Genomic DNA, 21,377 nt, shown 5'->3' on the forward strand with positions numbered 1-21,377 from the left:
CCGGACGGGTGTCGCGCCTCCTGGACCGGCCGCGGGACGCAGTCGAACCACGTTCCCGACATCGCGCCGCGCCCCAGCGGTGGTGCGAAGTCGGAAACGTGGTTCGACGTGGCCGAACGCGCAACGCGGGACGCGGACCAGCGCTCAGGCCCGCGCCGCCAGGCGGGTCCCGGCGACGACGGCCAGTGCGACCACGAACACGACGTACCCGAGCAGCACGGGCAGCGTCGGCAGCACGAGGAGCGCGGCACCGACCGCCACCACCGGCACGGTCAGCCCGGCGTAGGCGATGAGGAAGGTCGCGGCGAGGACGCCGCCGCGACGTTCCGGGCCGACGAGGGCGCCCGCGCTGCCGATCGACGCGCGGAACAGCAGCCCGACGCCGGCTCCCGCGACGACCCCGCCACCGATGAACCCGGCCACCTGCAGCACCACCGCGGCACCGGCCAGGACGACCAGACCACCGACGAGCAGGACCATCCCGAGGCGGATCTGCGCCCGCTGCGACAGCCGGGCGAAGACGATCTGCGACACCGCGCTCGCGGCGAACACCCCGAACGTCGTGGCTCCGGCGGCGAGCCGGTCGGTCACGTGGAAGGTCGTCCCGAGGAACGTCGGCGCGACCGAGGTGAAGAGTCCCTGCACCGCGAGCGCGGCGAACGCGGCGGTGCCGGCGGTCCAGAACGCGCCGGCCTGCCCCTCCGGCGCCTGCAGTCGCTGCGGGCGGTAGGGCACGGGCGACGTGGGACGGTCGACGGTCTCCGGGGCGGCGAGCACCACCACGAACGCGACGGCCAGCGCCACGACGAACACGACGTACGGCACCATGAGCGGCTGCCCGACGAACTCCGCGAGCGCTCCACCGACGAGGGCGCCGAGCGACAGCCCGCCGAGGTTCACGACCCCCGCAACCACGCCCGCCCCACCGGCCGACGACTGCGAGCCCGTCGCCCGGACCCGCAGCTCGCCGAGGTGCGCGGTCGCCGTCGCCGTCAGGAGCCCGACCCCGAGCCCGGTCACGAGCCGGGCGACGATGAGGCCGCTGACGTCGTTCCAGAGCAGGAAGAGCACCGCTGCGACGAGCTCGAGCGCCACCGACACGAGGATGAGCGGGCGCCGTCCGTGCACGTCGCTGAGGTGTCCGGCGAGGTACAGGGACCCGACGACGCCCACGCCGTACGCCGCGAAGACCACGGTCGTCGTGAAGGTCGGGAAGCCGTCGCGTGCCTGGTAGATGACGTAGAGCGGTGCGGGCACGGTCGCGAACGCCATCACCGCGAGGAACGCGAACGCCACGGCCCAGAACCCGACGCCGTGCCGACGGCGCGTGTGCGCTCGTCGTCCACGCGGGGCGGCGACGCGCTCGCTCGCGGTGGCGACGGTCGACGACGTGGGAGCGGATGCGGTGGCGGTTGACATGCTCCGATCGTGCCGCCGAACACCCATCGAGTCCAACGGATGCTCTTGATGTCGTCCATCGACCTGATCGATACTGAACCGGTGGAGACCCGCCTGCTCGAACAGTTCGTCACCGTCGCCGCCGAGGGCAGCGTCACCCGCGCCGCCGAACGGCTCTGGGCGGCGCAGTCCACGGTGTCCGCGGGGATCGCGTCACTCGAGCGGAGCTTCGGGGTCCGGCTGTTCGACCGCACCGGACGGCACCTCGTGCTGACGACCGCTGGTGAGGACCTGCTCCCCCACGCCCGCGGCGTGCTGGAGTCCCTCGACCGGATGCACGACCTCGCGACCGTCGACGACGCCGACCTGCGGGGACGGGTCCGGCTCGGCATCTTCACGAGCATGGACATTGTCGACCTCACGGGCGTACTGCGGCGGTTCCGGCAGCGGCACCCGCTGGTCGCGGTGGAGCTCATGACCTCGCCCTCCGGGACGACCGGGCTCGTGCAGGATCTGGTCGCCGGGCGGCTCGACATCGCCTACACGGGCCTCCCGGCGGTCCCGGCCGGGGTCGAGGTGGCGCCGCTCCGAGAGATGCCGTTCCGGGTCTTCACCGCCGCCGACCACCGGTTCGCCGGTCGTCGGTCGGTCTCGCTCGCCGAGCTCGCCGACGAGCCGTTCATCGACACGGCGCACGGCTTCGGCAACCGGATCATCCTCGACACCGCGCTGGAGCGACTCGGGATCCGGCGGCGGATCGTCGCGGAGATGAACGACATGCCCGCGGTGATCCGGTTCGCGTCGGCCGGCCTCGGTGTCGGCGTCGTCCCGGACTCCGGGGTGCGCCACGACGGTGCGGTGCTCGAGCTCGAGGACGAGGTCGACCCCCTGCGCATCGGCCTCGCGATGCGGACGAGTCCGGAGCCGAACCGAGCGGTGCGCACGCTGGCGCGCGACATCGTGGCGGCGCGCGTCGACGTCGCTGCGCAGCCGGGCTGAGCGGCCGGATTCCCGTCGTACCCCACCGACGGCCTGGAGGCGCGGGTCGTCCCCGCCACGCGCCTCCAGGCCGTCAGTCCCCCCAGATCTCCCCGACGATCGCACCCAGCAGGTTGTCGGTCGGGAAGTTGGTCTGGTCGATCACGACCCATGCCGTGCCGCGCGTGTAGTACGTGTACGCGCGGTCGACGTCGTACGGCTCGACGTTGGACACGGTCTGGCAGACGGTCCCGTGATCGCGCTCGCTGCAGGTCCCACCCTCGCCCCGGATGACGGCGAGGTTCTCGCTGATCGCCTCGGGGGTCGACTCACCGGCCATGATCCCCAGCCCGGTCACGTCTGCCTGGGGGTCCCGCCAGACGCACCGCAGCGATATGTCGTCGCCCGTCTCCCGCTCGAGGTCGCGGTACTCCTCCGGGGTGTCCGGGAGCGACGGCTTGATCTGCACGAGCGGTGTCTCACCGAAGAACCGGTCGTAGTCGGACGACGGGACGAGTGCACGGCAGTCGGTCGGGATCGTCGCCGTCGTGTTGACCGGGGTCGGGCGTGGTGTCGGGCGCTGGGTGATCGGCGCGGACGTCGGGGTCGTCGCGGAGGGCGACGGCTCCGGCTGTTGCGTCCGGGTGGGCGCGGCGACGGGCGTCTCCTGCTGCGACAACGACAGGGCCACGGCGCCCGTTGCGGTCCCGATCGCCAGCAGGCCGATGACGCCGAGCGCGATGCCCGGACGGAACCGACGCCGCTTCGGACGCGGGGTGGCACGTTCGAGGACGTTCTGCTTCATCGAGACGAGCATGCGCTGCAGGTCGTCTCCCTCGGGGGGCTCAGTGTTCATCGTGCATCACCACCTTCTTGAGTCGGCGTCGGGAGCGGGAGACCCGCTGGGTGACCGCACCGACGCTGAGGCCCAGCATCTCGGCGGCCTCGGCGTAGGAGTGCCCCTCGAGGAGGCACAGTTCGCAGATGCGTCGGTCGGTCTCGGGCAGCGCGGCGATCTCGTCGCGGACCCAGCGGAGGCGCTCACGGGCCTCGGCGTGGTCCTCGGGTGCGGCGAGCTGCTCGGGGAGTTCGTCGGCGCGACGGCGGGCTTGCTTCCGGCCGGTGTTGAACGCGTGGTTCCGGCAGACGACGAGCAGCCACGGGAGCATCGTGTCCGCGGGGAGTTCGAGGGTCTCGGCACGCTGCCAGAGCGTCAAGAAGGCGTCCTGCACGATCTCCTCGACGTCCTGGCGGTCGTCGACGAGTGCCCAGGCGTAGCGGGTGAGGGTCGCGGCGTACCGGTCGAACGCCCGGGCGAGCGCGCTCTTGTCGCCCCGTGCCATCGCACGGACGATCGCCTCGTCCGTGTCGGTGCCGGTCGTCACGTCCACATCCCACCTCCTTCACTCCAGAGGTGTCGGCTGCACGCGCGATCGTGACAGGACCGTGGCGAAAACGTGATCCCGGGCGTGTCGGTCGCCCGAGCGGCTCAGGCGTCGAGCAGGTGCGCGATGCCGGCGACCGAGCGCTTCGCCGCAGCCGAGGTCGACAGGTACCCGACGAGGACGATCCCAGCTCCGATCCCGACGACGATCCACCACATCGCGTGCGTGGCCACGGCGAACCCGGCGCCGACGGTCGCGACCGCACTCGCGCCGGTCACGGTGCCGGCGAGTGCGACCCCGAGCGACACCCCGGTCTGCCGGCTCGTCGACGCGACGGCCGCAGCGGACCCGGATTGCGCGCGGGGCATGCCCGAGACGGCCGTGTTCGTGATCGGCGCGTTCACCATGCCGAACCCGAACCCGAACAGCACGAAGGCGACGACGAGCACCCACATCGGTGTCGTGGCGTCGATCGTCGTGAGGATCGCCCCGGCGCCGCCGACGCCGATGCCGGCGAGGACGAGCGGGACCCGGGTGCCGATCGAGCCGACGAGCCGCCCGGACAGCGGCGAGACGAGCATCGTCGCGACCGCCGCGGGCAGCGTCCACAGGCCGGCCTGGAACGGCGACATGCCCCGGACCTCCTGCAGGTAGAGCGCGTTGAGGAAGAGGAACGCCCCGTTGGCGCCGAACGCGCCGATCGCGGTGACGACCGCGGCCGAGAACGGGATGCTCCGGAAGAACCGGACGTCGATGAGCGGTTCGCGGCGACGGCGCTCGACGGCGACGAGCACGACGAGGGACGCCGCGGCGAGGACGAACAGCCCGAGGGCGGCCGGTGACGTCCAGCCGAGCCGCGGCCCCTCGATGAGCCCGCCGACGAGCGTCGCCAGGAGCACGATCACGAGCACCTGGCCGACGGGGTCGAGGCGGCGGGGCTTCGGCGACTTCGACTCGGGGACGAACAGGAACGTCAGCACGATCGCCGCGATGCCGATCGGCACGTTGATCCAGAAGATCGCGCGCCAGCCGACGGTGTCGGTCAGCGCGCCGCCGACCAGCGGCCCGAGCCCCATCGACACACCGACGACGGCACCCCAGACGCCGACGGCACGGGCACGCTCCTTCGCGTCGTCGAAGGTGGCGGTGATGATCGACATCGCGACCGGGTTCATCATCGAGCCGCCCACCGCCTGGACCATGCGGAAGACGACGAGCCAGCCCACCCCGGGCGCGAGCGAGCAGAGCAGCGACCCGACCGTGAAGAGCGCGAGCCCGATCTGGAAGGTGGTGCGGCGGCCGATGCGGTCGGCGGCGGAGCCGGAGAGCAGCAGCAGGCTGGCGAGGACGAGCGTGTAGGCGTCGATCGTCCACTGCAGCCCGGAGATCGAGCTGCCGAGTTCACGCCCGATCGAGGGCAGGGCGACGTTCACCACGGTGGCGTCCATCGAGACGATGAAGAGGCTCATGCAGCAGACCGCGAGGATGAGGTACCGGTGCCGGTACCGCTGCGGCAGGCCCGGGTCGCCCTGGAACGGCCGCCGTGACAGCACCGCGGGGGCGGTCTCCGACTCAGTGGAAGTCGTTGCCGTCTCCTTCACCCGGGGTCTTGTGACCACCGAGCATGTCGTTGTCGTCCTGGTCGCTCGTCGAGGCGAGCTGCAGCATCGCGAGGACGACCACGACGACGATGAACGCGATGCCGAGGAAGATCGCGGCGAGCTGGAGCTCACGCGTGGCGAGCAGCACGACGAGCCCGGTGAAGACCGCGACGATCGCGGAGATCCCGAGGAGCTCGACCGGGCGCAGGCGGTCGCGACGGCTGGGGGTGGTCATGCGTGTGGTGCTCCGTCCGGGGTTGCGGCCGGGGCCGCCGTTCCCCACTTGTGCGAGAGGCCGGCGATCACGTGGAAGACCGCGGTGATGGCGAGGTAGGCGCCGAGCAGGCCGACGAGGACGATCGAGGCGTCCAGCGTGCCGGTGACCCGCTCGACACCGCCGAGCTCCTGCGAGTAGTCGGGCGGCGTCACCAGGAAGGCGACGGCGAGCAGCAGCGTCAGGCCGCCGACGGTCGTCCAGTCGCGCGCGAACGGCGAACGCTCACGGGCGCGGAGCCCCTGCGTGAGCTCGAGCGCCCCGGTGAGGACGGCGAAGGCGACGACGACCGCGATGAACGCCGGCAGGCCGAGGCCGTTGCACGCGAACGCGGCGACCGCGGCGACGAGGGTGATCACCGCCTGCAGGAGGGTCGTCCGGCGCGACCGTCCGTCCGCCGGGAGCCGCGTCGTGCCCGCGAGCAGCAGCACGAGTCCGTCCACCGCCGCGAACCCACCGAACAGCAGCAGGCCGTAGCCCGCCGCGTGGTTGGACGAGAAGGTGATGACGATGGCCACGATCGCGGCTGGCACGGCCCGGAGGACGGGGATCGGCCAGTACCGCGCGCGCTGGCCGGAGTCGTCCACGGAGTCGGACACGAGACCTCTTTCGGGCATGCGGATCGTGGTTCGATCCTACCGCCGCACGGTGCAGCGGCCGACCGCGCGGGGCGATCGGCCGCTGAGGATGCTCGAACCAGCAGGCGTCAGCGAGGGGTCAGCGGGGCCTCGACCCGACCTCGTCCTCCGCCGCACGTCGGCGCGCACGCCGCCGCGCGAGCCACCAGCACGTCGCCCCGGCCGCCACACCGACGGCGGCCACCGCCGCGACCACGCCGAGGTCCTCCGTGCCGGTGTAGGCGAGCGCTCCGGTCCGGGCTGGCCTGGCGTCCCCGCCGTCTCCACCGTCCCCGGCGGGACGGGCCCCGCGGTCGTCGGGCGCCCGGTCGCGCGGACCCGTGTCAGCGTCCCCGCCGTCACCCGGCCCGTCGGGGCCGCCGTCGCCACCGCCGTCGCCGCCGGGGACCACCACGATCCCGACGCCCGGCGAGGGGTCGCCGCCGTCCGGATCGCTCGGCGACGTCGCGGTCGCGACGTTCACCACGTCCGACCCGTCCCCGGAGTACGCCGGGTCGAGCTGCGCGCGGACTCGGAACGACACGGTCTCCCCCGCGGCGAGCGCGGCACCGGAGCGACAGGTCACGTCCTGCCCCTCGGCCGTGCAGTCGTCCGGCGACCCGACGAACCGCATCGCACTCGGCAGCTCGTCGACCGCCCCGACGTCCTCGGCGGTACCCGGGCCCCGGTTGCGGGCGGTGATCGTGTACTCGACCTCGTCACCGGGCTCGACCGCGGTCGAGGGGGACACGGACTTGTCCGTCTCGACGTGTGCGTCCACCCGGGCGGCGACCGTGGTGCTCGCCGCCGAGGTGTTGTCGTCCTCGTTCGTGTCGGCGGTGCGGGGCGCCGGTCGGATCGTGGCGACGCTCTCGAGCGTGCCCTCGGCGTCGTCGGCGGTGCGGCCGCGGATCGTCACCGTGGCCGTCCCGTCGCGCGGCAGGCCGAGATCGGTGGCGACGTCGCCGGTGCCCGATTCGGTCCCGCACGACGACCCAGCGGCCGCCGAGCAGGTCCACGTGACGTCGCGCAGGGCGTCGGGCACGTCGACCTCGAGCGCGCTCGGGTCCGACGCGTTCACGCCGGCGTTCCGTGCGGTCACCGTGTACTCGACGTCGGCACCCGCCGGGACGCTCGGCGCGAGGTCGTGCGTGACGGCGACGTCCGTCGGGGTCCAGACGCGCAGGGCGTCGACCTCGTGCACGTTGACGTGGCTGCCCGTCGCCCCCGCGAAGCCGAGGCGGAGCGTGCTCGGCAGCGGTGCCTGGCCGTCGCCGTGCAGGGGGACCCGGTCGAGCACGGTCCGCATCCGGTCCCCGTCCTGCAGCCGGACGGTGACCGCGAGTTCTCCGGCGTCACCGGGGAGCAGGGTCACGCGGACCTTCCGGAGCGTCGCCCCGGCGGTCTCCGTGCCACCGGGAGCGGGGGCAGCGCCGACCCAGCGGTAGCCGAGCACCCCGTCGCCGGAGCCACGGATCGACACGGTGTCCGGGCGCGCCCCGGGACCGGAGTAGTTGATCGGCGTCGAGAAGTTGCCGTAGTGGTCGACCGCGATGCCCGCGAAGCCGCCGGGCACCCCGGGCAGGTCGCAGGAGAGGCCACCGCCCTGGGACGTCTCGCGTCGGCACGCGTACCCGAGCCCGGCCCCGAACGACCCGACGCCCTGCTCGGCGGCGCCGTCCGCGAGGAACAGCAGCAGGCCGTCGGCACCCGGGTCGTCCACGTCGCGGTACATCGCGTAGCTGAACTCGATCTCGAGCCCGAGGTCGGACGGGAACGTGTCCTGCATCGACCACGCTCCCGCCTGGTCCTTGACGTCGTCGGTCAGCCGGAGCCGACCGTCGACGATCGCCGCGTCGCCGTGCAGGGCGCCGCCGGCAGCGGTGGAGAACTGGTTCTCGTAGGGGAAGGCGAGCTCGTCGGCCGAGGAGGCCGACGGCACGAGGCCGGGTGCCGCGAGGACACCGAGCGCGGTCAGGACGGACGCGACGGCCGCGACGCGGCGGAGCCGGCGTGACCTGGCGGGCGGTCGACCGCCCGGCGGGGTGTTGGGAGCTGTCATGCCCCGATCGTCGCGACCGGAGGGTCCCCGTCAGGCGGGCATCGGCCGATCTGTGGAACGCGTCCCCGCGCCTCCTGGCTGTGGAGGAAGAGTCCGGCTCAGCGCAACCAGACGGTGGTCTCCCCGGGGAGCACCCCGTCGCCGAGCGGACCGGACGACACGACGACCTCGCCGGCGGGCAGCTCCACCGGCTCGGTCCCGAAGTTCGTGACGGAACGCCACCCGTCGTGCCGCGCGAACGCCACGACCCCGTCCGGCGCCTCGATCCACGCGAGGTCCTCGCCCCGCTGCAGGTCCCGTCGGGCAGCGGTCGCCGCGCGGTACAGGGAGAGGGTCGACGCGGGGTCGCCGTCCTCCGCCTCGACCGAGGACGCCCCGAAGTCGGCCGGTTGCGGCAGGTGCGGTGCGACCGCCCCGAACCCGAACGACGGCCCGGACGTCGTCCACGGGATCGGCACGCGACACCCGTCCCGCCCCTTCACGGTGTGCCCGGTGCGGATCCACTTCGGGTCCTGCAGCACCTCGTGCGGGATCGCCGCGGCCTCCTGCAGCCCGAGCTCCTCGCCCTGGTAGACGTACGACGAACCGGGCAGCGCCAGCATCAGCAGCGTCGCCGCCCGCGCCCGCCGGAGCCCCCGTGCACGATCGAGCGACGGTGTCGTGCCGTCGGTCATGAGCCACGCGTCGGTGTCCGTGCCGTCCGGCAGGCCGTACCGGGTCGCGTGCCGGACAACGTCGTGGTTCGACAGCACCCACGTGCTCGATGCCCCGGACTGCGCCGACGCCGACAGGTTCCGGTCGATGATGCCCCGGAACGCCGCGGCGTCGAACGGCGCCTCGAGCAGGTCGAAGTTGAAGGCCTGCCCGAGCTCGGTCGGCCGGGCGTAGAGCACGCGGCGCGGCGCGGGCGCCCAGGCCTCCGCCACGGCGGCTCGCGGCGGGTCGTACTCGTCGAGCACCCGGCGCCACGCCGCGAAGATCTCGTGCACCTCGTCGCGGTCGTAGAGCGGGTCGGAGCCGTCCAGCGGCAGGTGGTGCTCGTCGGACGGACGGTACGGGGTCGACAGGTCCTTCGCCAGGCCGTGCGCGACGTCCACCCGGAAGCCGTCGACCCCGCGGTCGGACCAGAAGCGCAGCGTGTCCTCGAAGTCGGCACGGACCTCCGGGTTCGACCAGTCGAGGTCCGGCTGCTCGGGCGCGAACAGGTGCAGGTACCACTGGCCGTCGGGCACGCGGGTCCAGGCGCTGCCGCCGAAGTTCGACACCCAGTCGCTCGGCGGGAGCGACCCGTCGGCACCGGCACCGTCCCGGAACACGTACCGAGCGCGTTCGGGCGAGCCGGGGCCCGCGGCGAGCGCGGCACGGAACCACGCGTGCTCGTCCGAGGTGTGGTTCGGGACGATGTCCGCGATCAGCCGGATGTCGTGCTCGTGGAGGGCACGGACCAGTGCGTCGAAGTCGTCGAGTGTGCCCAGGCGATCGTCGACGTCCCGGTAGTCGGCGACATCGTAGCCGCCGTCCGCCAGCGGCGAGGGGAAGAACGGCGACAGCCAGACCGCGTCGACGCCGAGCGACGCCAGGTAGGGCACGCGGCTCGTCACGCCCGCGAGGTCGCCGAGCCCGTCGGCGTCCGTGTCCGCGAAGCTCCGCGGGTAGACCTGGTAGACGACGGCGTTCCGCCACCAGTCCGGGTCGGTCGTGCGGGGCGTGCTGGCCGGCGTCCGAAGCGTGCTCACGTCGCCAACGTACCGACGATCCACCGGACCGGGAATAGGGGTCCACGCGCACGCATTGGTTGTCGATGACACCTTTCCGTCACAGAACCAGTAAGGATCCCCGATGACGAACGTCCTCGCCCTCGTCGGCAGCCTCCGCGCCGAGTCCATCAACCGCAAGCTCGCCGAGGCGGCTGCGCACCACGCCCCGGAGGGCATCGAGCTGTCGACCTTCGACGGCATCGTCGACCTGCCCTTCTACAACGAGGACATCGACGGCGACACCCCGCCCGCCTCGGCCGTCGCCTTCCGCGACGCGGTCGCCGCCGCCGACGCCGTCCTGCTCGTCACCCCCGAGTACAACGGCACCATCCCGGCCGTCCTGAAGAACGCGCTGGACTGGGGCTCGCGTCCGTTCGGCGCCTCGCCGCTGTCCGGCAAGCCGCTCGCCGTCATCGGGTCGGCCTTCGGCCAGTTCGGCGGCGTCTGGGCGCACGACGACGCCCGCAAGGTCGCCGGGATCGCCGGCGCGAAGGTGCTCGAGGACGTCAAGGTCGCCATCCCGCAGTCGGTGGTCCGGTTCGCCGAGACCCACCCGCGCGAGGACGCCGAGGTCACCACGCTCGTCCAGGGCGCCCTCACCGCGCTCGCCGAGGCGACCGAGGAGCAGGCCGCAGCCTGACGACGTCACGTACGTGACGACGGACGGGAGGCGCGGTGCCGGCCCGCACCGCGCCTCCCGTCCGTCCACGGGTGCGGGAGACCGCATCCCGTGAGATCCCTAGACGCTCTAGCAACGAGACGGGCTACCCTGAACGCCATGTCCACGCAGGAGATCACGGAAGCGTCCGGGTACTGGTTCCCCGATGACGACGCGACCCAGCGGGGCGTCACCGTCCTGAACGCCCTCCGCCGGTACCGCGCCGCCGAGACCGCGATGCGTCGACGCACCCGCGACTCGATGGGCATGGGCGAGACCGACCTGCTCGCGGTGCGCTTCCTGTTGCAGGCGCAGCGCGCCGGGCGCACCGTGAAGCCGAAGGACCTGGCGGCGTACCTCAAGATCTCGTCGGCCTCGACCACGATCCTCATCGACCGCCTCGTGAAGTCGAACCACGTCCGCCGCGACCCGCACCCGACCGACCGCCGCGCGCTCGTGATCACCCCGACCACCGAGACCGACGAAGAGGTCCGTGCGACCCTCGGCATCATGCACCGTCGGATGATGGGCATCGCCGAGGGACTCTCCCCCGAGGACGCCCGCGTCGTCGCCGTGTTCCTCGAGCAGATGCGCTCCGCCGTCGACCAGGTCGACCCCGCCGTCACGCACTGATCGGACCACGGGGGACGCGTCCTCTGAGCGGACGTCCTGCCGCACCGCGTAGACCGGTCTGGTACCGGTCACCAACGCGGAAGGAACCGATCATGCACGCATCGGACAAGCTCGCCAAGAACCTCCAGGCGGTCCTCGTGGACCTCATCGACCTGCACCTGCAGGGCAAGCAGGCACACTGGAACATCCTCGGGACCAACTTCCGGGACCTCCACCTCCAGCTCGACGAGATCGTCGACGCCGCCCGTGAGTTCGCCGACGACACCGCCGAGCGCATGCGCGCCCTGTACGCGGTCCCGGACGGCCGCTCGAGCACCGTCGCGGCGTCGAGCCACCTCGACCAGTTCCCCGAGGGTGAGATCACCACGCACGACGCCATCGACCAGGTGACGCTCCGCCTCTACCAGGCGACCGGCACCATGCGCGACGTCCACGACGAGGTCGACGAGGAAGACCCGACGACGGCCGACCTGCTGCACGGCTTCATCGAGCGCCTCGAGCAGCTCGCGTGGATGGTCTCGGCCGAGAACCGCGCACCGAGCACCCCGCTCGCCTCGGCCACCACGCCCGCGGTCGCGGACGCCTCGGCGCACGCGTAGCGGCCACCAGGTGGACCTCGGGATCCAGGGCAAGACCGCCCTGGTCTTCGGCGCGGACTCCGGCATCGGCTGGAACACGGCTCGCATCCTCCTCGCGGAGGGTGCGACCGTGGTCGTGTCGGACCTCGACCAGTCGCAGCTCGACAACAGCGCCGACCAGCTCGAGGCGCCGTACGGCAGGCTGCACGCCTTCGCCGCGGACGTCACGAGCGCCGCGAGCCTGGCCGACCTGCACACCAGGGTGCGCGACGCCGTCGGCGAGATCGACATCCTCGTGCAGTCCTCCGGCGTCACGGGCGCCCAGGGCCTGTTCCACGAGATCGACGAACAGGGATGGCTCGACACCATCGACGTCGACCTGATGGGGCCGGTGCGGATCACGCGTGAGTTCATCGGCGACCTGCGCCAGGGCGGCTGGGGTCGCATCGTCTACCTCGTGTCCGAGGACGCGTCGCAGCCGTACGACGACGAGCTCCCCTACTGCGCGGCCAAGGCCGGGGTGCTGTCCTTCGCGAAGGGCCTCTCCCGCACCTACGCGAAGGAGGGCCTGCTCGTGAACACCGTGTCGCCGGCGTTCATCCACACGCCGATGACCGACGCGATGATGAAGAAGCGTGCCGAGGAGACCGGCCAGACCTTCGACGAGGCGATCGCGTCGTTCCTCGACGACGAGCGCCCGTACATGGAGCTGCAGCGTCGCGGCGAGCCGGAGGAGGTCGCGAACGTCATCGCGTTCCTCTGCTCCGACCTCGCCAGCTTCGTGAACGGCCCGAACTACCGGGTCGACTCCGGCTCGGTCGCAACGATCTAGGAGACGCCATGACCGACTTCCGCTACCTCGTCGTCGGCGGCGGGATGGTCGCCGACGCTGCTGCCCGTGGCGTCCGCGAACTCGATGCCGATGGCTCGATCGGCATCATCAGCGAGGACGTCGACCGGCCGTACGCCCGGCCGGCGCTCTCGAAGAAGCTGTGGACCGACCCGGACTTCAGCTGGGACGAGAAGGTCGACCTGCACACCGAGGAGACCGGCGCGACGTTCGTGCTCGGCACCGCGGTTACGGCGATCGACCGCGCGGCGAAGACCGTCACGACCTCGGACGGGCACACCCACGGCTACGAGCGACTGCTCCTCGCGACCGGCGGCAAGCCCCGCGGGCTCCCCGGGCTGTCGCCGTCCGACCGGGTGCTCGACTACCGGAGCGCCACCGACTACCGACGCCTCCGCGAGCTCGCCGACGCCGGGGCCCACGTGGCCGTCGTCGGTGGCGGGTACATCGGCACCGAGATCGCGGCCGGCGTCGTGCAGAACGGCGCCCGGGTGACGCTCGTCGACCCGGACGAGGTCGTCGGCGGCCGGATGTTCCCGGAGGACCTCGCCCGGGCGTTCCAGCAGCGCTTCGTCGACCACGGCGTGGAGCTCCGGCTCGGGCGCCGGGTGGACCACGGGTCCGAGCACGGGGGTGGCGTCACGCTGACCCTCGACGACGGGTCCGGGGTGTCCGCCGACGCGGTCGTGGTCGGACTCGGCATCGAACCGGCGACCCGGCTCGCCGCCGACGCCGGGCTCACCGTCCGGGACGGCATCGTCGTCTCCTCGACGCTCCTCACCGACGACGACTCGGTGTTCGCCGCCGGCGACGTCGCCGAGTACCCCGACCGGATCCTCGGCACGCGCCGGGTCGAGCACGTCGACAACGCGCAGCAGCAGGGCCGGCAGGCGGGGCGCAACCTCGCCGACGCCGACGAGACCTACGACCACACGCCGATGTTCTACTCCGACGTCTTCGACATGGGGTACGAGGCCGTCGGGCAGGTCACCACGAAGCTGCGCACGGTCGAGGACTGGCAGGACCCGACGGTCACAGGTGTCGTCTACTACCTCGACGACGACGACCTCGTGCGCGGCGTCCTGCTCTGGAACGTCTGGGACAAGACCGACGAGGCCCGCAAGGTCCTCGCCGAGGCCCACGCGCTCACGCCGGACATGCTGATCGGGCGCATCACGCCGTAGCGTCGCGTCCACACTGGAGGCGCGGTGCCGGCTGACGAGACCGGCACCGCGCCTCCAGTCGGTCGCGTCCGCCCGCGGGCCGGTCCGCGGGATCAGCCCGCCTTGCGGGTCTCCGGAGCCACCTCGTCGACGATCTCGCGGCGATCCGCCGGGTCGACCGGCAGGTCGTCGCCGTCCGCCATGGCGACCGCGTGCGCGGACTTCGCCGCCTCGAGCGTCTCGTCGTCGTTCTTCGCCATGCCGAGCAGTTCGACGAAGCGCGACTTGACGAGCATCCAGGCTTCGCGCGGGCCGAGCCGCGACAGGTCCGACGCCGTCGAGTCGTCGCGGACGCGCTGCAGCGAGGACACGCCGCGGTCGGGGAGCCGGCCGGCGACGTGGTCCACCGCGAGCCGCGCAACCGCGTCCGCCTGTGCGTGCATCACCGAGTGCGCGCCGTCGACGACCTCACGCAGCACCGCGTACGGGAACACCCGGGCGAGCCGACGCACCCAGTCCCGCGGGACCATCGCGTCGTGCTCCCCGCGCACGATGAGCGTCCGTGCCTGCACGTGGGCGGCGCGCTCCTCGATCGGGAAAGCGATCATCCGCGGCAGCACCTTCGAGAACCAGTGCCAGCCGCACAGGGCGTACGCCGTGATGCCGTGCCAGCGGACGGCCGCCGGCTCGTGCAGCGTGGACCGGAGGAACCGGAACGCCGACTGCCGGACGGTGCGCGCGTGCGAGTCGACCACCGGGCTGATGAGCACCAGGTCGGAGATGTCCGGACGACGCGCTGCCACCTCGGTCACGACCTGGGTGCCCATCGAGTGACCGACGAGCACCGGGTCGACGAGCCGGAGGCCGTCGATGACCTTCTCGACCGCGTCGGCGTACCGCTCGATCGAGACCTTCCCGCGGAATCGCGGGACACCGGCGAACCCAGGCAGGTCGAGGGCGTGCACGGGGCCGTTCTCGTTGAGGTGCGGGGCGAGCCGCTCGTAGTAGGTGGCGGCGATGCCGAGCCCCGCGACGAGCAGGAAGGCGCGGTCGCCGGGTTCGCCGACGGAGCTGACGCGCACGTACGTACCGTCGACCGCGACCCGGTCGACCTCGACCGTGACGTCGGCGTTCTCGGCCTCGCCCAGTCGCTTCGCGGGGTCCGGTGTCGCGTCCGTGCGCTCGTCGTCCACTTCGGTCTCCTCGGGTCGGGCGTCGCTCCTCGGTTCGGGCGATCGCCCAGGATACCCGCGGCGCCCCCGATCCCGCCGTCGGCGCCCCGTCAGCCGCTGAAGGTGTTCGCGGGGAACCCGTGCACCCGCGTCGGCACCGCGAGGACGGCACCGGAGTGCGGGTGCGCGACGAGCTGCTCCTCGGTGAGGTTCTCCCGCGCCGAGGCGACGAACAGCGTCGACATGTCCGGGCCGCCGAACGCCACCGACGTCACGTTCGGCACCGGGAGCTCGACGGTCTCGAGGTGCGACCCGTCCGGACCGTACCGCTCGACCCGACCGCCGCCGTAGACCGCGCTCCACGAGCAGCCCTCGTCGTCACGGACGAGTCCGTCGTGGGCGGACCCGACGACGAACGGCTCCAGCTCGCCGAGCTCCCCGTCGGGGCCGTACGACCCGCGGTAGATCGTCGACGCGCTCGTGTCCGTGACGTACATGACCGTGCCGTCCTCCGACCACTCGATGCCGTTCGTCACGCCGAAGCCGCCGCGGAGGAGTCTCGTGGTGCCGTCCGGCTCGATCGAGTACAGGGCACCGTCCGGCTCCCCCGTGGTGAGGTTCATGCTGCCCACGAGGAACCGGCCGAACGGGTCGCACTTGCCCTCGTTGAACCGGAGGCCGGCCGTGGCGTGCTCGACCCGGGCGATCTCGCGCTCGACGACGCCCTGGGCGTCCGTCACGACGACGGAGTCGCCGAGGGCCGCGACGAAGCCACCACCCGCGCGGGGCTGGAAGCTCGCCAGCGGGGGCGGCAGCTGCACGGTGGACGTGGTCGTGCCGTGGGCGTCCGCGGTGGTGAGGGTGCCGAGGGTGATGTCGACCCACCGCAGCTCGTTCGTCCCGGGGTCCCACACGATGCTCTCCGCGAGGACGGCTCCGGCGTCGGAGAAGACGGTCACGGGTCCGGTCGTCGCGCTGCTGCTCATGACACCGGTCTACCGGTGCCGCCTCCGCGCGCGTCCACCGTGTCCGTGTCAGAGGCGGGCGTAGCGGGCGCGGAAGAAGCTGAAGACGCCGAACGCGAGGAACCCGATGCCGATCGCGACGAGCACGAACACCCCGCCCGGCATCGAGCGCAGCGCGTCGAACGCACCGTCGAGCCCGGTCGCCTGGTCGGGGTCGCTCCGGAAGCCGGCGACCGCGATGAGCACGCCGACGACCACCACGGCGATCCCCTTCAGCACGTACCCCACGACGCCGAGCACGGTGACGACACGGTCGAGGGGCTGCCGCGGGCGCACCAACTGCTTCCAGAACGAGCGCCGGCAGCCGATCACCACGAGGCCGATGCCGATCGCGATGGCGACCGCGGCGACGAGCAGCAGGAGGAACACGCCGCCGGGGGTCGCGAGGGCCTTCGCCGCAGCGCTCCGCGACGACCCGCTCGAACTCGTGCCGGCTCCGACCGCGTAGGACGCTGCCGAGTACGCGATGAGCCCGTAGACCACGGCCTTGCCGACGTTCTTCACCCGGTTGCCCCAGGCACGGGCGCTGTCCGTCCGCCCGCCGACCACGGCCTCGACCACGAGACGGATCGTCAGCGCCGCGCAGCCGACGGCCACGATCCACAGGAGGACGACCCCGCCGGGGACCGCGGCGAGCTGCTGCAGCGCCCCCGACTGGTCGGTCTCGCTGCCCGAGGACGCGTTGCCGACACCGAGCAGGATCGCCAGGTAGCCGATCAGCAGGTGCACGATGCCGCTGCCGACGAACCCGGCGCGCGCCGTCAGCTCGAACCACCGGCTGTCGGCCACGCGCTTCGCCCCACGACCGGTCTTCCGGGCCGCCTGTTCCGCCTGTTCACTCACGCCATCGAGCGTGCCCGACGGAACGGGCCCTGTCCGGCAGGGGCGGTGACACCCGGCCGTCTGGCAGTCGGGAGGCGCGGTGCGGGCCCGCACCGCGCCTCCCGAACCGGCGTGACGGCGACGTCAGTCACCCTTCACGTTGACGACCTGCCGCAGCGTGTGCCGTATCGACACGAGCTCCGAGGCGTCGGCCATGACCTGGTCGATCGGCTTGTACGCCGCCGGGATCTCGTCGAGGAACGCGTCCGTGTCGCGGTACTCGATGCCGACCATCGCCTCGCGCAGCTGGTCGTGCGTGAACGTCCGCCGGGCGGCGCTCCGCGAGAACAGCCGACCGGCACCGTGCGGCGACGACTCGAGCGACGGCTTGTTGCCGAGGCCCTCGACGACGTACGACGCGGTGCCCATCGACCCCGGGATCAGACCGGGCTGCCCCGCCCTCGCCTGGATCGCACCCTTCCGGGACACCCACACCGACTTCCCCCAGTGCGTCTCGCGCTGTGTGAAGTTGTGGTGGCAGTTGATCCGCTCCCGCTCGTCGACCGGCGTGCCGACGACCTCGGACAGCTGCCGCACGACGCGGTCCATCATCTCCTCGCGGTTGAGGAGCGCGAAGTGCTGCGCCCACCGCAGCTCGGCGATGTACCGGTCGAACTCCGGGGTCCCCTCGACCAGGTACGCCAGGTCGGGGTCGGGCAGCTCGATCCACCAGCGCTGCATGGCCTTCTTGGCGACCGCGATGTGCCGCTGGGCGATCTTGTTGCCGACGCCCCGCGACCCGGAGTGCAGGAACAGCCAGACGCGGTCCGCCTCGTCGAGCGACACCTCGATGAAGTGGTTGCCGGACCCGAGCGTGCCGAGCTGGTTGCGCCAGCCGCCGTGTGCCCCTGCGGGGTCGAACCCGGCACCCTCGGCCATCGTCTCGAGCTCCGCGATCCGGGGCTCGGCCGTGGCGACGATCTTCCGGTTCGACGCACCGGCCGACAGCGGGATCGCCCGCTCGATCTGCTCGCGCAGCTCCTGCAGGTCGTCGGGCAGGTCGGCCTCGGTGAACTGGGTCCGGACCGCGATCATGCCGCAGCCGATGTCCACGCCGACGGCTGCCGGCATGACCGCGCCGAGGGTCGGGATGACCGACCCGACGGTGGCGCCGAGGCCCAGGTGGGCGTCCGGCATGAGGGCCAGGTGGGGGAACACGAACGGCATGCGCGCGGTCGTGCGGGCCTGCTGCTCGGTGTTGTCCTCGAGCATCGAGGCCCAGCTCAGCAGCCGGTCGGTGATCTTCTCCATTGCTTCGTCTCGCTTTCGTGACGGTCTTCGGTGACGGTCCGGGGCGAGGTCCTGCTGTCGTCCGGCACCACGAGGCGTGGCGTTCGGAGGGCAGCGTCGTGGAGAGGACGCCCCGGGCCGGGTGGGCACGGGGCGTCGGGTGACGTCGCGTGCCTACGCGGGATAGCGGTCGGACTGCTGCTGGTTGCGCTGTTCGGGCAGCACGAGGAGCGTGTCGAGCTGGAGCTCGACTCGCTGTTCGTGGTGCTGCACGGTGCGCACGCGCGGTCCTTCCGGTGGTGCCCGGGACGGGCGGTCCTGCCGATGGGCAGGAGGACGACAGTAGTGCGACACGCCCGGGGTGCACAAGTCACCCCGGGCGTGTCGCCGGTTCTCCACAGCCTGGAGGAACGGCGGGCGTCCTCCACGGCGGGGTACGCCCGCCTGATGGTCGGGCCCAGGGCGCGGGCAGGCTGGGAGCATGACCGAGCGGACCCGAGACACCCCTGACGTGATCGACGACGAGGAGCGCACCGACGGCTACGCACCGCTCCGGTCCTACGGCGCGATCGGCGACGGTCGGACGGTGGCGCTCGTCGCACGGGACGGCCGGATCGACTGGCTGCCCATCCCCTCGATGGACTCGCCGCCGGTCTTCGCGAGCATCCTCGACGCCGAGCACGGCGGACACATCGCCCTCCGGCCGGTCGACGCCGACGCCGAGGTCTCGCGCGAGTACCTGCCGGGCACGAACGTGCTCGTCACCACCTGGACCACGGCGTCGGGCTCCGTGACCGTGACCGACGCGATGGTGACCGGCGTCGCGGGACGCCTGCCCTGGGCCGAGGTCGCCCGGTGCGTGCAGGGCGTCGACGGCACGGTCGAGCTGGAGTGGGCGGTGGTGCCGGGGACCCTGCTCAACACGGCCGAGCCAAGACGCCTCGACACCGCGAACGGCGCCGTGATCGGCATCGACGGCATCACGATCGCCATCGTCGAGCAGGGTTTCGAACCCGTGCACGACGACGGGCCCCGGTTCTCCGGCCGCTTCACCACGGCCGAGGGCTCGAAGCACATCCTGACCATCGTCGGGACCCACGACGAGCCGATCTTCATGCCCCGGCCGGAGAGCGCGCTCCAGGCGATGGACCGGACGATCGACAACTGGGCGACCTGGTCGGAGGAGTTCTCGTACGACGGGCCGTGGGCCGAGCCGGTGCAGCGGAGCGCCCTCGCCCTCAAGCTGCTCATCTTCTCGCCGACCGGCGCGATCGCAGCGGCTCCGACGACGAGCCTGCCCGAGGACCGCACCGGCGGCAAGAACTGGGACTACCGGTTCGCCTGGGTACGCGACCTGTCGTACACGGTGCACGCGCTGACCCGCTTCGGGCTGCGCGAGGAGACCCACGCCGCGGTGTCCTGGGTGATGCGCACGATCGCCGAGCACGACGAGGACATGCCGATCTTCTACGAGCTCGACGGCTCGAAGAGCGACGGCGTCGAGGAGCGCGACGTCCCCGGCTGGAACGGCATCGGCCCCGTGACCATCGGGAACCGCGCCGGCGACCAGCTGCAGCTCGGGGTGTGGGGCGACGTCTTCGAGATCCTGCGCCAGTACGTCCGCGCCGGCAACGTCCTCGACCGGAAGACCGCCGCCGTCCTGCAGGAGCTCGCCGACGACGCCTGCCACCGGTGGGAGGAGCCGGACTCGGGCATGTGGGAGCTCCAGGACACGCAGCACTACGTCTCGAGCAAGATCGGCTGCTGGCAGGCGCTCGACGCCGCGGCCGAGCTGCACGAGGCCGGGATGATCGACGGGCCGCGCGACAAGTGGATCGAGAACCGCGAGCTCATCGAGCAGTGGGTCGCCGAGCACGGGTGGGACGAGGAACGCGGGTACTACGTGATGTACCCGGGCTCCGACAAGCTCGACACGTCGATCCTGCTGCACGCGATGAGCGCCTTCGACCGGGGTCCCCGCATGGAGTCGACCATCCGGGCGATCGAGGAGCAGCTGCAGCACGGCCCGCTCGTGTACCGGTACTCGGGCATGGAGTCCGAGGAGTCGCCGTTCGTGGCGTGCTCGTTCTGGCTCGCGGCCGCGATGGCCTGTGTCGGACGGGTCGACGACGCCCGCGACCTCATGGACGAGATGGTGGAGCAGGCGAACGACGTCGGCATGTTCAGCGAGATGATCAGCGAGGACGGCACGTTCATGGGCAACATCCCGCAGGGGCTGTCGCACCTGGCGCTCATCCAGGCAGCGCTCACGATCGAGGAGGTCGCTGGCGAGGAGCGCTCCGGGGAGTGATCATGGAGGGGTCATGAACGACGTCGATGCACGCATGGACCGGTTGCGACGGGCCGCCCGCTACCGGTACCAGCAGCTCGTGGACAGCGAGATCGAACGCGGCTCCCTCGACCCCGACGAGGTGCGCGAGGAGCGTCGGCTCCTGAAGGCCGCCGACGTCGCGGCGCACGCTCGGGCCCAGATCGAGGAGGCCGAGCGTCGGGGTGTCTTCGAGGGCAACCCGTACCACGGCAAGCGGCTCCCGGGGAACGACGGACGCCACGACCCCGACTGGTGGATCAAGGCGAAGATCGAGCGCGAGGAGATCACCGGGATCGCCCCGCCCGCCCTGGCGCTGCGGAAGGAGGACGCCGAGCTCGACGAGCACCTCGACGCCCTCTCCGCCGAGCCCGACGTCCGTGACGTGCTCGAGGACTTCAACGCCCGCGTGAAGGAGGCCCGCCGGCAGCTCCTCGGTGGGCCGCCGGTGGTGACCCCGCTCCGAGACGTCGAGACCGAGGTCGCCGGCTGGCGAGCGCGTCGGCAGGAGCGACTGGCGACCGAGGCGCAGGCGGCCGCGGACCGGGCCGCTGCCGAGGCGGACCGACCCCGGCGGTGGTGGCGCCGACGTCGGTGAGGTGACCCGCGCCTCCTGGACCGCCCCCGGACACGGGAACGACCGCAGCACCGCTCGTGGCGCGGTGCTGCGGTCGTCCCTGGCGTGGAAGCGTTACTTGATCTTGGCGGTGATGGTGGCGGTGCCGACGAGGAGGCCGGACTTCACGGCGTCGGTCTTGAAGGTGCTGTTGAGCAGCTTCGCGGCG

20 protein-coding genes are annotated in these 21,377 nt (G+C 72.2%); 8 read left to right on the top strand and 12 right to left on the bottom strand.

Going from position 1 to position 21,377, the window contains the following annotated elements; translation table 11 throughout:
* Positions 1-144: 144 nt before the first annotated feature.
* The gene (locus BM028_RS04640) at positions 145-1,419 is read right to left on the bottom strand and encodes an MFS transporter (protein WP_092384804.1); all 1,275 of its coding nucleotides are present in this window, start codon (positions 1,417-1,419) and stop codon (positions 145-147) included.
* 48 nt (positions 1,420-1,467) lie between these two features.
* Here BM028_RS04640 and BM028_RS04645 point away from each other — a divergent pair, with 48 nt between their 5' ends.
* Positions 1,468-2,397, top strand: coding sequence for a LysR family transcriptional regulator (locus BM028_RS04645; protein ID WP_175495988.1), 930 nt, complete (start codon positions 1,468-1,470; stop codon positions 2,395-2,397).
* A 73-nt stretch (positions 2,398-2,470) separates the two neighbouring features.
* Here BM028_RS04645 and BM028_RS04650 read toward each other — a convergent pair whose 3' ends face one another.
* From BM028_RS04650 to BM028_RS04680, 7 genes are all read right to left on the bottom strand, one after another.
* Positions 2,471-3,232, bottom strand: coding sequence for a superantigen-like protein SSL4 (locus BM028_RS04650; protein WP_139219747.1), 762 nt, complete (start codon positions 3,230-3,232; stop codon positions 2,471-2,473).
* Entirely contained in the window at positions 3,222-3,761 is a 540-nt protein-coding gene (locus tag BM028_RS04655) for an RNA polymerase sigma factor (RefSeq protein ID WP_083403343.1), read from the bottom strand. The genes BM028_RS04650 and BM028_RS04655 overlap by 11 nt, the downstream gene beginning before the upstream one ends.
* A gap of 104 nt (positions 3,762-3,865) precedes the next feature.
* Positions 3,866-5,362, bottom strand: a complete 1,497-nt coding sequence (locus tag BM028_RS04660) for a DHA2 family efflux MFS transporter permease subunit (RefSeq protein WP_254789388.1) — start codon at positions 5,360-5,362, stop codon at positions 3,866-3,868.
* Positions 5,334-5,597: a hypothetical protein gene (locus BM028_RS04665; protein WP_070417166.1), complete on the bottom strand. Its 264-nt coding sequence runs from the start codon at positions 5,595-5,597 to the stop codon at positions 5,334-5,336. The genes BM028_RS04660 and BM028_RS04665 overlap by 29 nt, the downstream gene beginning before the upstream one ends.
* Positions 5,594-6,235 carry a DUF308 domain-containing protein gene (locus tag BM028_RS04670; protein WP_254789389.1) on the bottom strand — a complete coding sequence of 214 codons (642 nt, stop codon included), beginning with the start codon at positions 6,233-6,235 and terminating at the stop codon, positions 5,594-5,596. The genes BM028_RS04665 and BM028_RS04670 overlap by 4 nt, the downstream gene beginning before the upstream one ends.
* Positions 6,236-6,353: 118 nt before the next feature.
* Positions 6,354-8,315 carry a lectin-like domain-containing protein gene (locus BM028_RS04675; protein ID WP_092384812.1) on the bottom strand — a complete coding sequence of 654 codons (1,962 nt, stop codon included), beginning with the start codon at positions 8,313-8,315 and terminating at the stop codon, positions 6,354-6,356.
* Between the two features lie 98 nt (positions 8,316-8,413).
* Complete coding sequence (locus tag BM028_RS04680; RefSeq protein WP_092384814.1) at positions 8,414-10,051, bottom strand: glycoside hydrolase family 13 protein; 1,638 nt, start codon at positions 10,049-10,051, stop codon at positions 8,414-8,416.
* Between the two features lie 103 nt (positions 10,052-10,154).
* Here BM028_RS04680 and BM028_RS04685 point away from each other — a divergent pair, with 103 nt between their 5' ends.
* From BM028_RS04685 to BM028_RS04705, 5 genes are all read left to right on the top strand, one after another.
* The gene (locus tag BM028_RS04685; RefSeq protein ID WP_070417170.1) at positions 10,155-10,712 is read left to right on the top strand and encodes an NADPH-dependent FMN reductase; all 558 of its coding nucleotides are present in this window, start codon (positions 10,155-10,157) and stop codon (positions 10,710-10,712) included.
* Between the two features lie 138 nt (positions 10,713-10,850).
* A complete protein-coding gene (locus BM028_RS04690; protein WP_070417171.1) occupies positions 10,851-11,363 on the top strand; it encodes a MarR family winged helix-turn-helix transcriptional regulator in 513 nt (170 codons plus the stop codon).
* Between the two features lie 92 nt (positions 11,364-11,455).
* Positions 11,456-11,962 (top strand): Dps family protein, encoded by a 507-nt coding sequence (locus BM028_RS04695; RefSeq protein ID WP_070417172.1) that lies wholly within the window; start codon positions 11,456-11,458, stop codon positions 11,960-11,962.
* A gap of 10 nt (positions 11,963-11,972) precedes the next feature.
* Entirely contained in the window at positions 11,973-12,773 is an 801-nt protein-coding gene (locus tag BM028_RS04700) for an SDR family NAD(P)-dependent oxidoreductase (RefSeq protein WP_092384816.1), read from the top strand.
* 8 nt (positions 12,774-12,781) lie between these two features.
* Entirely contained in the window at positions 12,782-13,975 is a 1,194-nt protein-coding gene (locus BM028_RS04705; protein ID WP_092384818.1) for an NAD(P)/FAD-dependent oxidoreductase, read from the top strand.
* Positions 13,976-14,067: 92 nt separating this feature from the next.
* On the opposite strand, the gene BM028_RS04710 is transcribed toward BM028_RS04705, so the two are convergent.
* The 4 genes from BM028_RS04710 to BM028_RS04725 all read right to left on the bottom strand — a co-directional run bounded on the left by BM028_RS04710 (position 14,068) and on the right by BM028_RS04725 (position 18,284).
* Positions 14,068-15,147 carry an alpha/beta fold hydrolase gene (locus BM028_RS04710; protein ID WP_092384820.1) on the bottom strand — a complete coding sequence of 360 codons (1,080 nt, stop codon included), beginning with the start codon at positions 15,145-15,147 and terminating at the stop codon, positions 14,068-14,070.
* An 89-nt stretch (positions 15,148-15,236) separates the two neighbouring features.
* Positions 15,237-16,112, bottom strand: a complete 876-nt coding sequence (locus tag BM028_RS04715) for an SMP-30/gluconolactonase/LRE family protein (RefSeq protein WP_092384822.1) — start codon at positions 16,110-16,112, stop codon at positions 15,237-15,239.
* A 48-nt stretch (positions 16,113-16,160) separates the two neighbouring features.
* On the bottom strand, positions 16,161-16,994 hold the full coding sequence (locus BM028_RS04720; RefSeq protein ID WP_175495989.1) for a DUF1206 domain-containing protein: 834 nt from the start codon (positions 16,992-16,994) through the stop codon (positions 16,161-16,163).
* 123 nt (positions 16,995-17,117) lie between these two features.
* Positions 17,118-18,284, bottom strand: a complete 1,167-nt coding sequence (locus BM028_RS04725) for an RtcB family protein (protein ID WP_092384826.1) — start codon at positions 18,282-18,284, stop codon at positions 17,118-17,120.
* A gap of 460 nt (positions 18,285-18,744) precedes the next feature.
* Here BM028_RS04725 and BM028_RS04730 point away from each other — a divergent pair, with 460 nt between their 5' ends.
* Together BM028_RS04730 and BM028_RS04735 are read left to right on the top strand one after the other, a co-directional pair.
* Positions 18,745-20,574, top strand: a complete 1,830-nt coding sequence (locus BM028_RS04730; protein WP_092384828.1) for a glycoside hydrolase family 15 protein — start codon at positions 18,745-18,747, stop codon at positions 20,572-20,574.
* A gap of 13 nt (positions 20,575-20,587) precedes the next feature.
* Positions 20,588-21,190 carry a DnaJ family domain-containing protein gene (locus BM028_RS04735; RefSeq protein WP_092384830.1) on the top strand — a complete coding sequence of 201 codons (603 nt, stop codon included), beginning with the start codon at positions 20,588-20,590 and terminating at the stop codon, positions 21,188-21,190.
* The last annotated feature ends 187 nt before the right edge of the window (positions 21,191-21,377 follow it).

Source organism: Curtobacterium sp. YR515, from assembly GCF_900113095.1.
In the GTDB taxonomy this organism is placed as follows: domain Bacteria; phylum Actinomycetota; class Actinomycetes; order Actinomycetales; family Microbacteriaceae; genus Curtobacterium.

Excerpts from the sequence above, each read along its gene's own strand:
- BM028_RS04640 (WP_092384804.1), bottom strand. The coding sequence starts at position 1,419 with ATGTCAACCGCCACCGCATCCGCTCCCACGTCGTCGACCGTCGCCACC.
- BM028_RS04645 (WP_175495988.1), top strand. The coding sequence starts at position 1,468 with ATGTCGTCCATCGACCTGATCGATACTGAACCGGTGGAGACCCGCCTG.
- BM028_RS04650 (WP_139219747.1), bottom strand. The coding sequence starts at position 3,232 with ATGAACACTGAGCCCCCCGAGGGAGACGACCTGCAGCGCATGCTCGTC.
- BM028_RS04665 (WP_070417166.1), bottom strand. The coding sequence starts at position 5,597 with ATGACCACCCCCAGCCGTCGCGACCGCCTGCGCCCGGTCGAGCTCCTC.
- BM028_RS04675 (WP_092384812.1), bottom strand. The coding sequence starts at position 8,315 with ATGACAGCTCCCAACACCCCGCCGGGCGGTCGACCGCCCGCCAGGTCA.
- BM028_RS04685 (WP_070417170.1), top strand. The coding sequence starts at position 10,155 with ATGACGAACGTCCTCGCCCTCGTCGGCAGCCTCCGCGCCGAGTCCATC.
- BM028_RS04690 (WP_070417171.1), top strand. The coding sequence starts at position 10,851 with ATGTCCACGCAGGAGATCACGGAAGCGTCCGGGTACTGGTTCCCCGAT.
- BM028_RS04695 (WP_070417172.1), top strand. The coding sequence starts at position 11,456 with ATGCACGCATCGGACAAGCTCGCCAAGAACCTCCAGGCGGTCCTCGTG.
- BM028_RS04705 (WP_092384818.1), top strand. The coding sequence starts at position 12,782 with ATGACCGACTTCCGCTACCTCGTCGTCGGCGGCGGGATGGTCGCCGAC.
- BM028_RS04715 (WP_092384822.1), bottom strand. The coding sequence starts at position 16,112 with ATGAGCAGCAGCGCGACGACCGGACCCGTGACCGTCTTCTCCGACGCC.
- BM028_RS04725 (WP_092384826.1), bottom strand. The coding sequence starts at position 18,284 with ATGGAGAAGATCACCGACCGGCTGCTGAGCTGGGCCTCGATGCTCGAG.
- BM028_RS04730 (WP_092384828.1), top strand. The coding sequence starts at position 18,745 with ATGACCGAGCGGACCCGAGACACCCCTGACGTGATCGACGACGAGGAG.
- BM028_RS04735 (WP_092384830.1), top strand. The coding sequence starts at position 20,588 with ATGAACGACGTCGATGCACGCATGGACCGGTTGCGACGGGCCGCCCGC.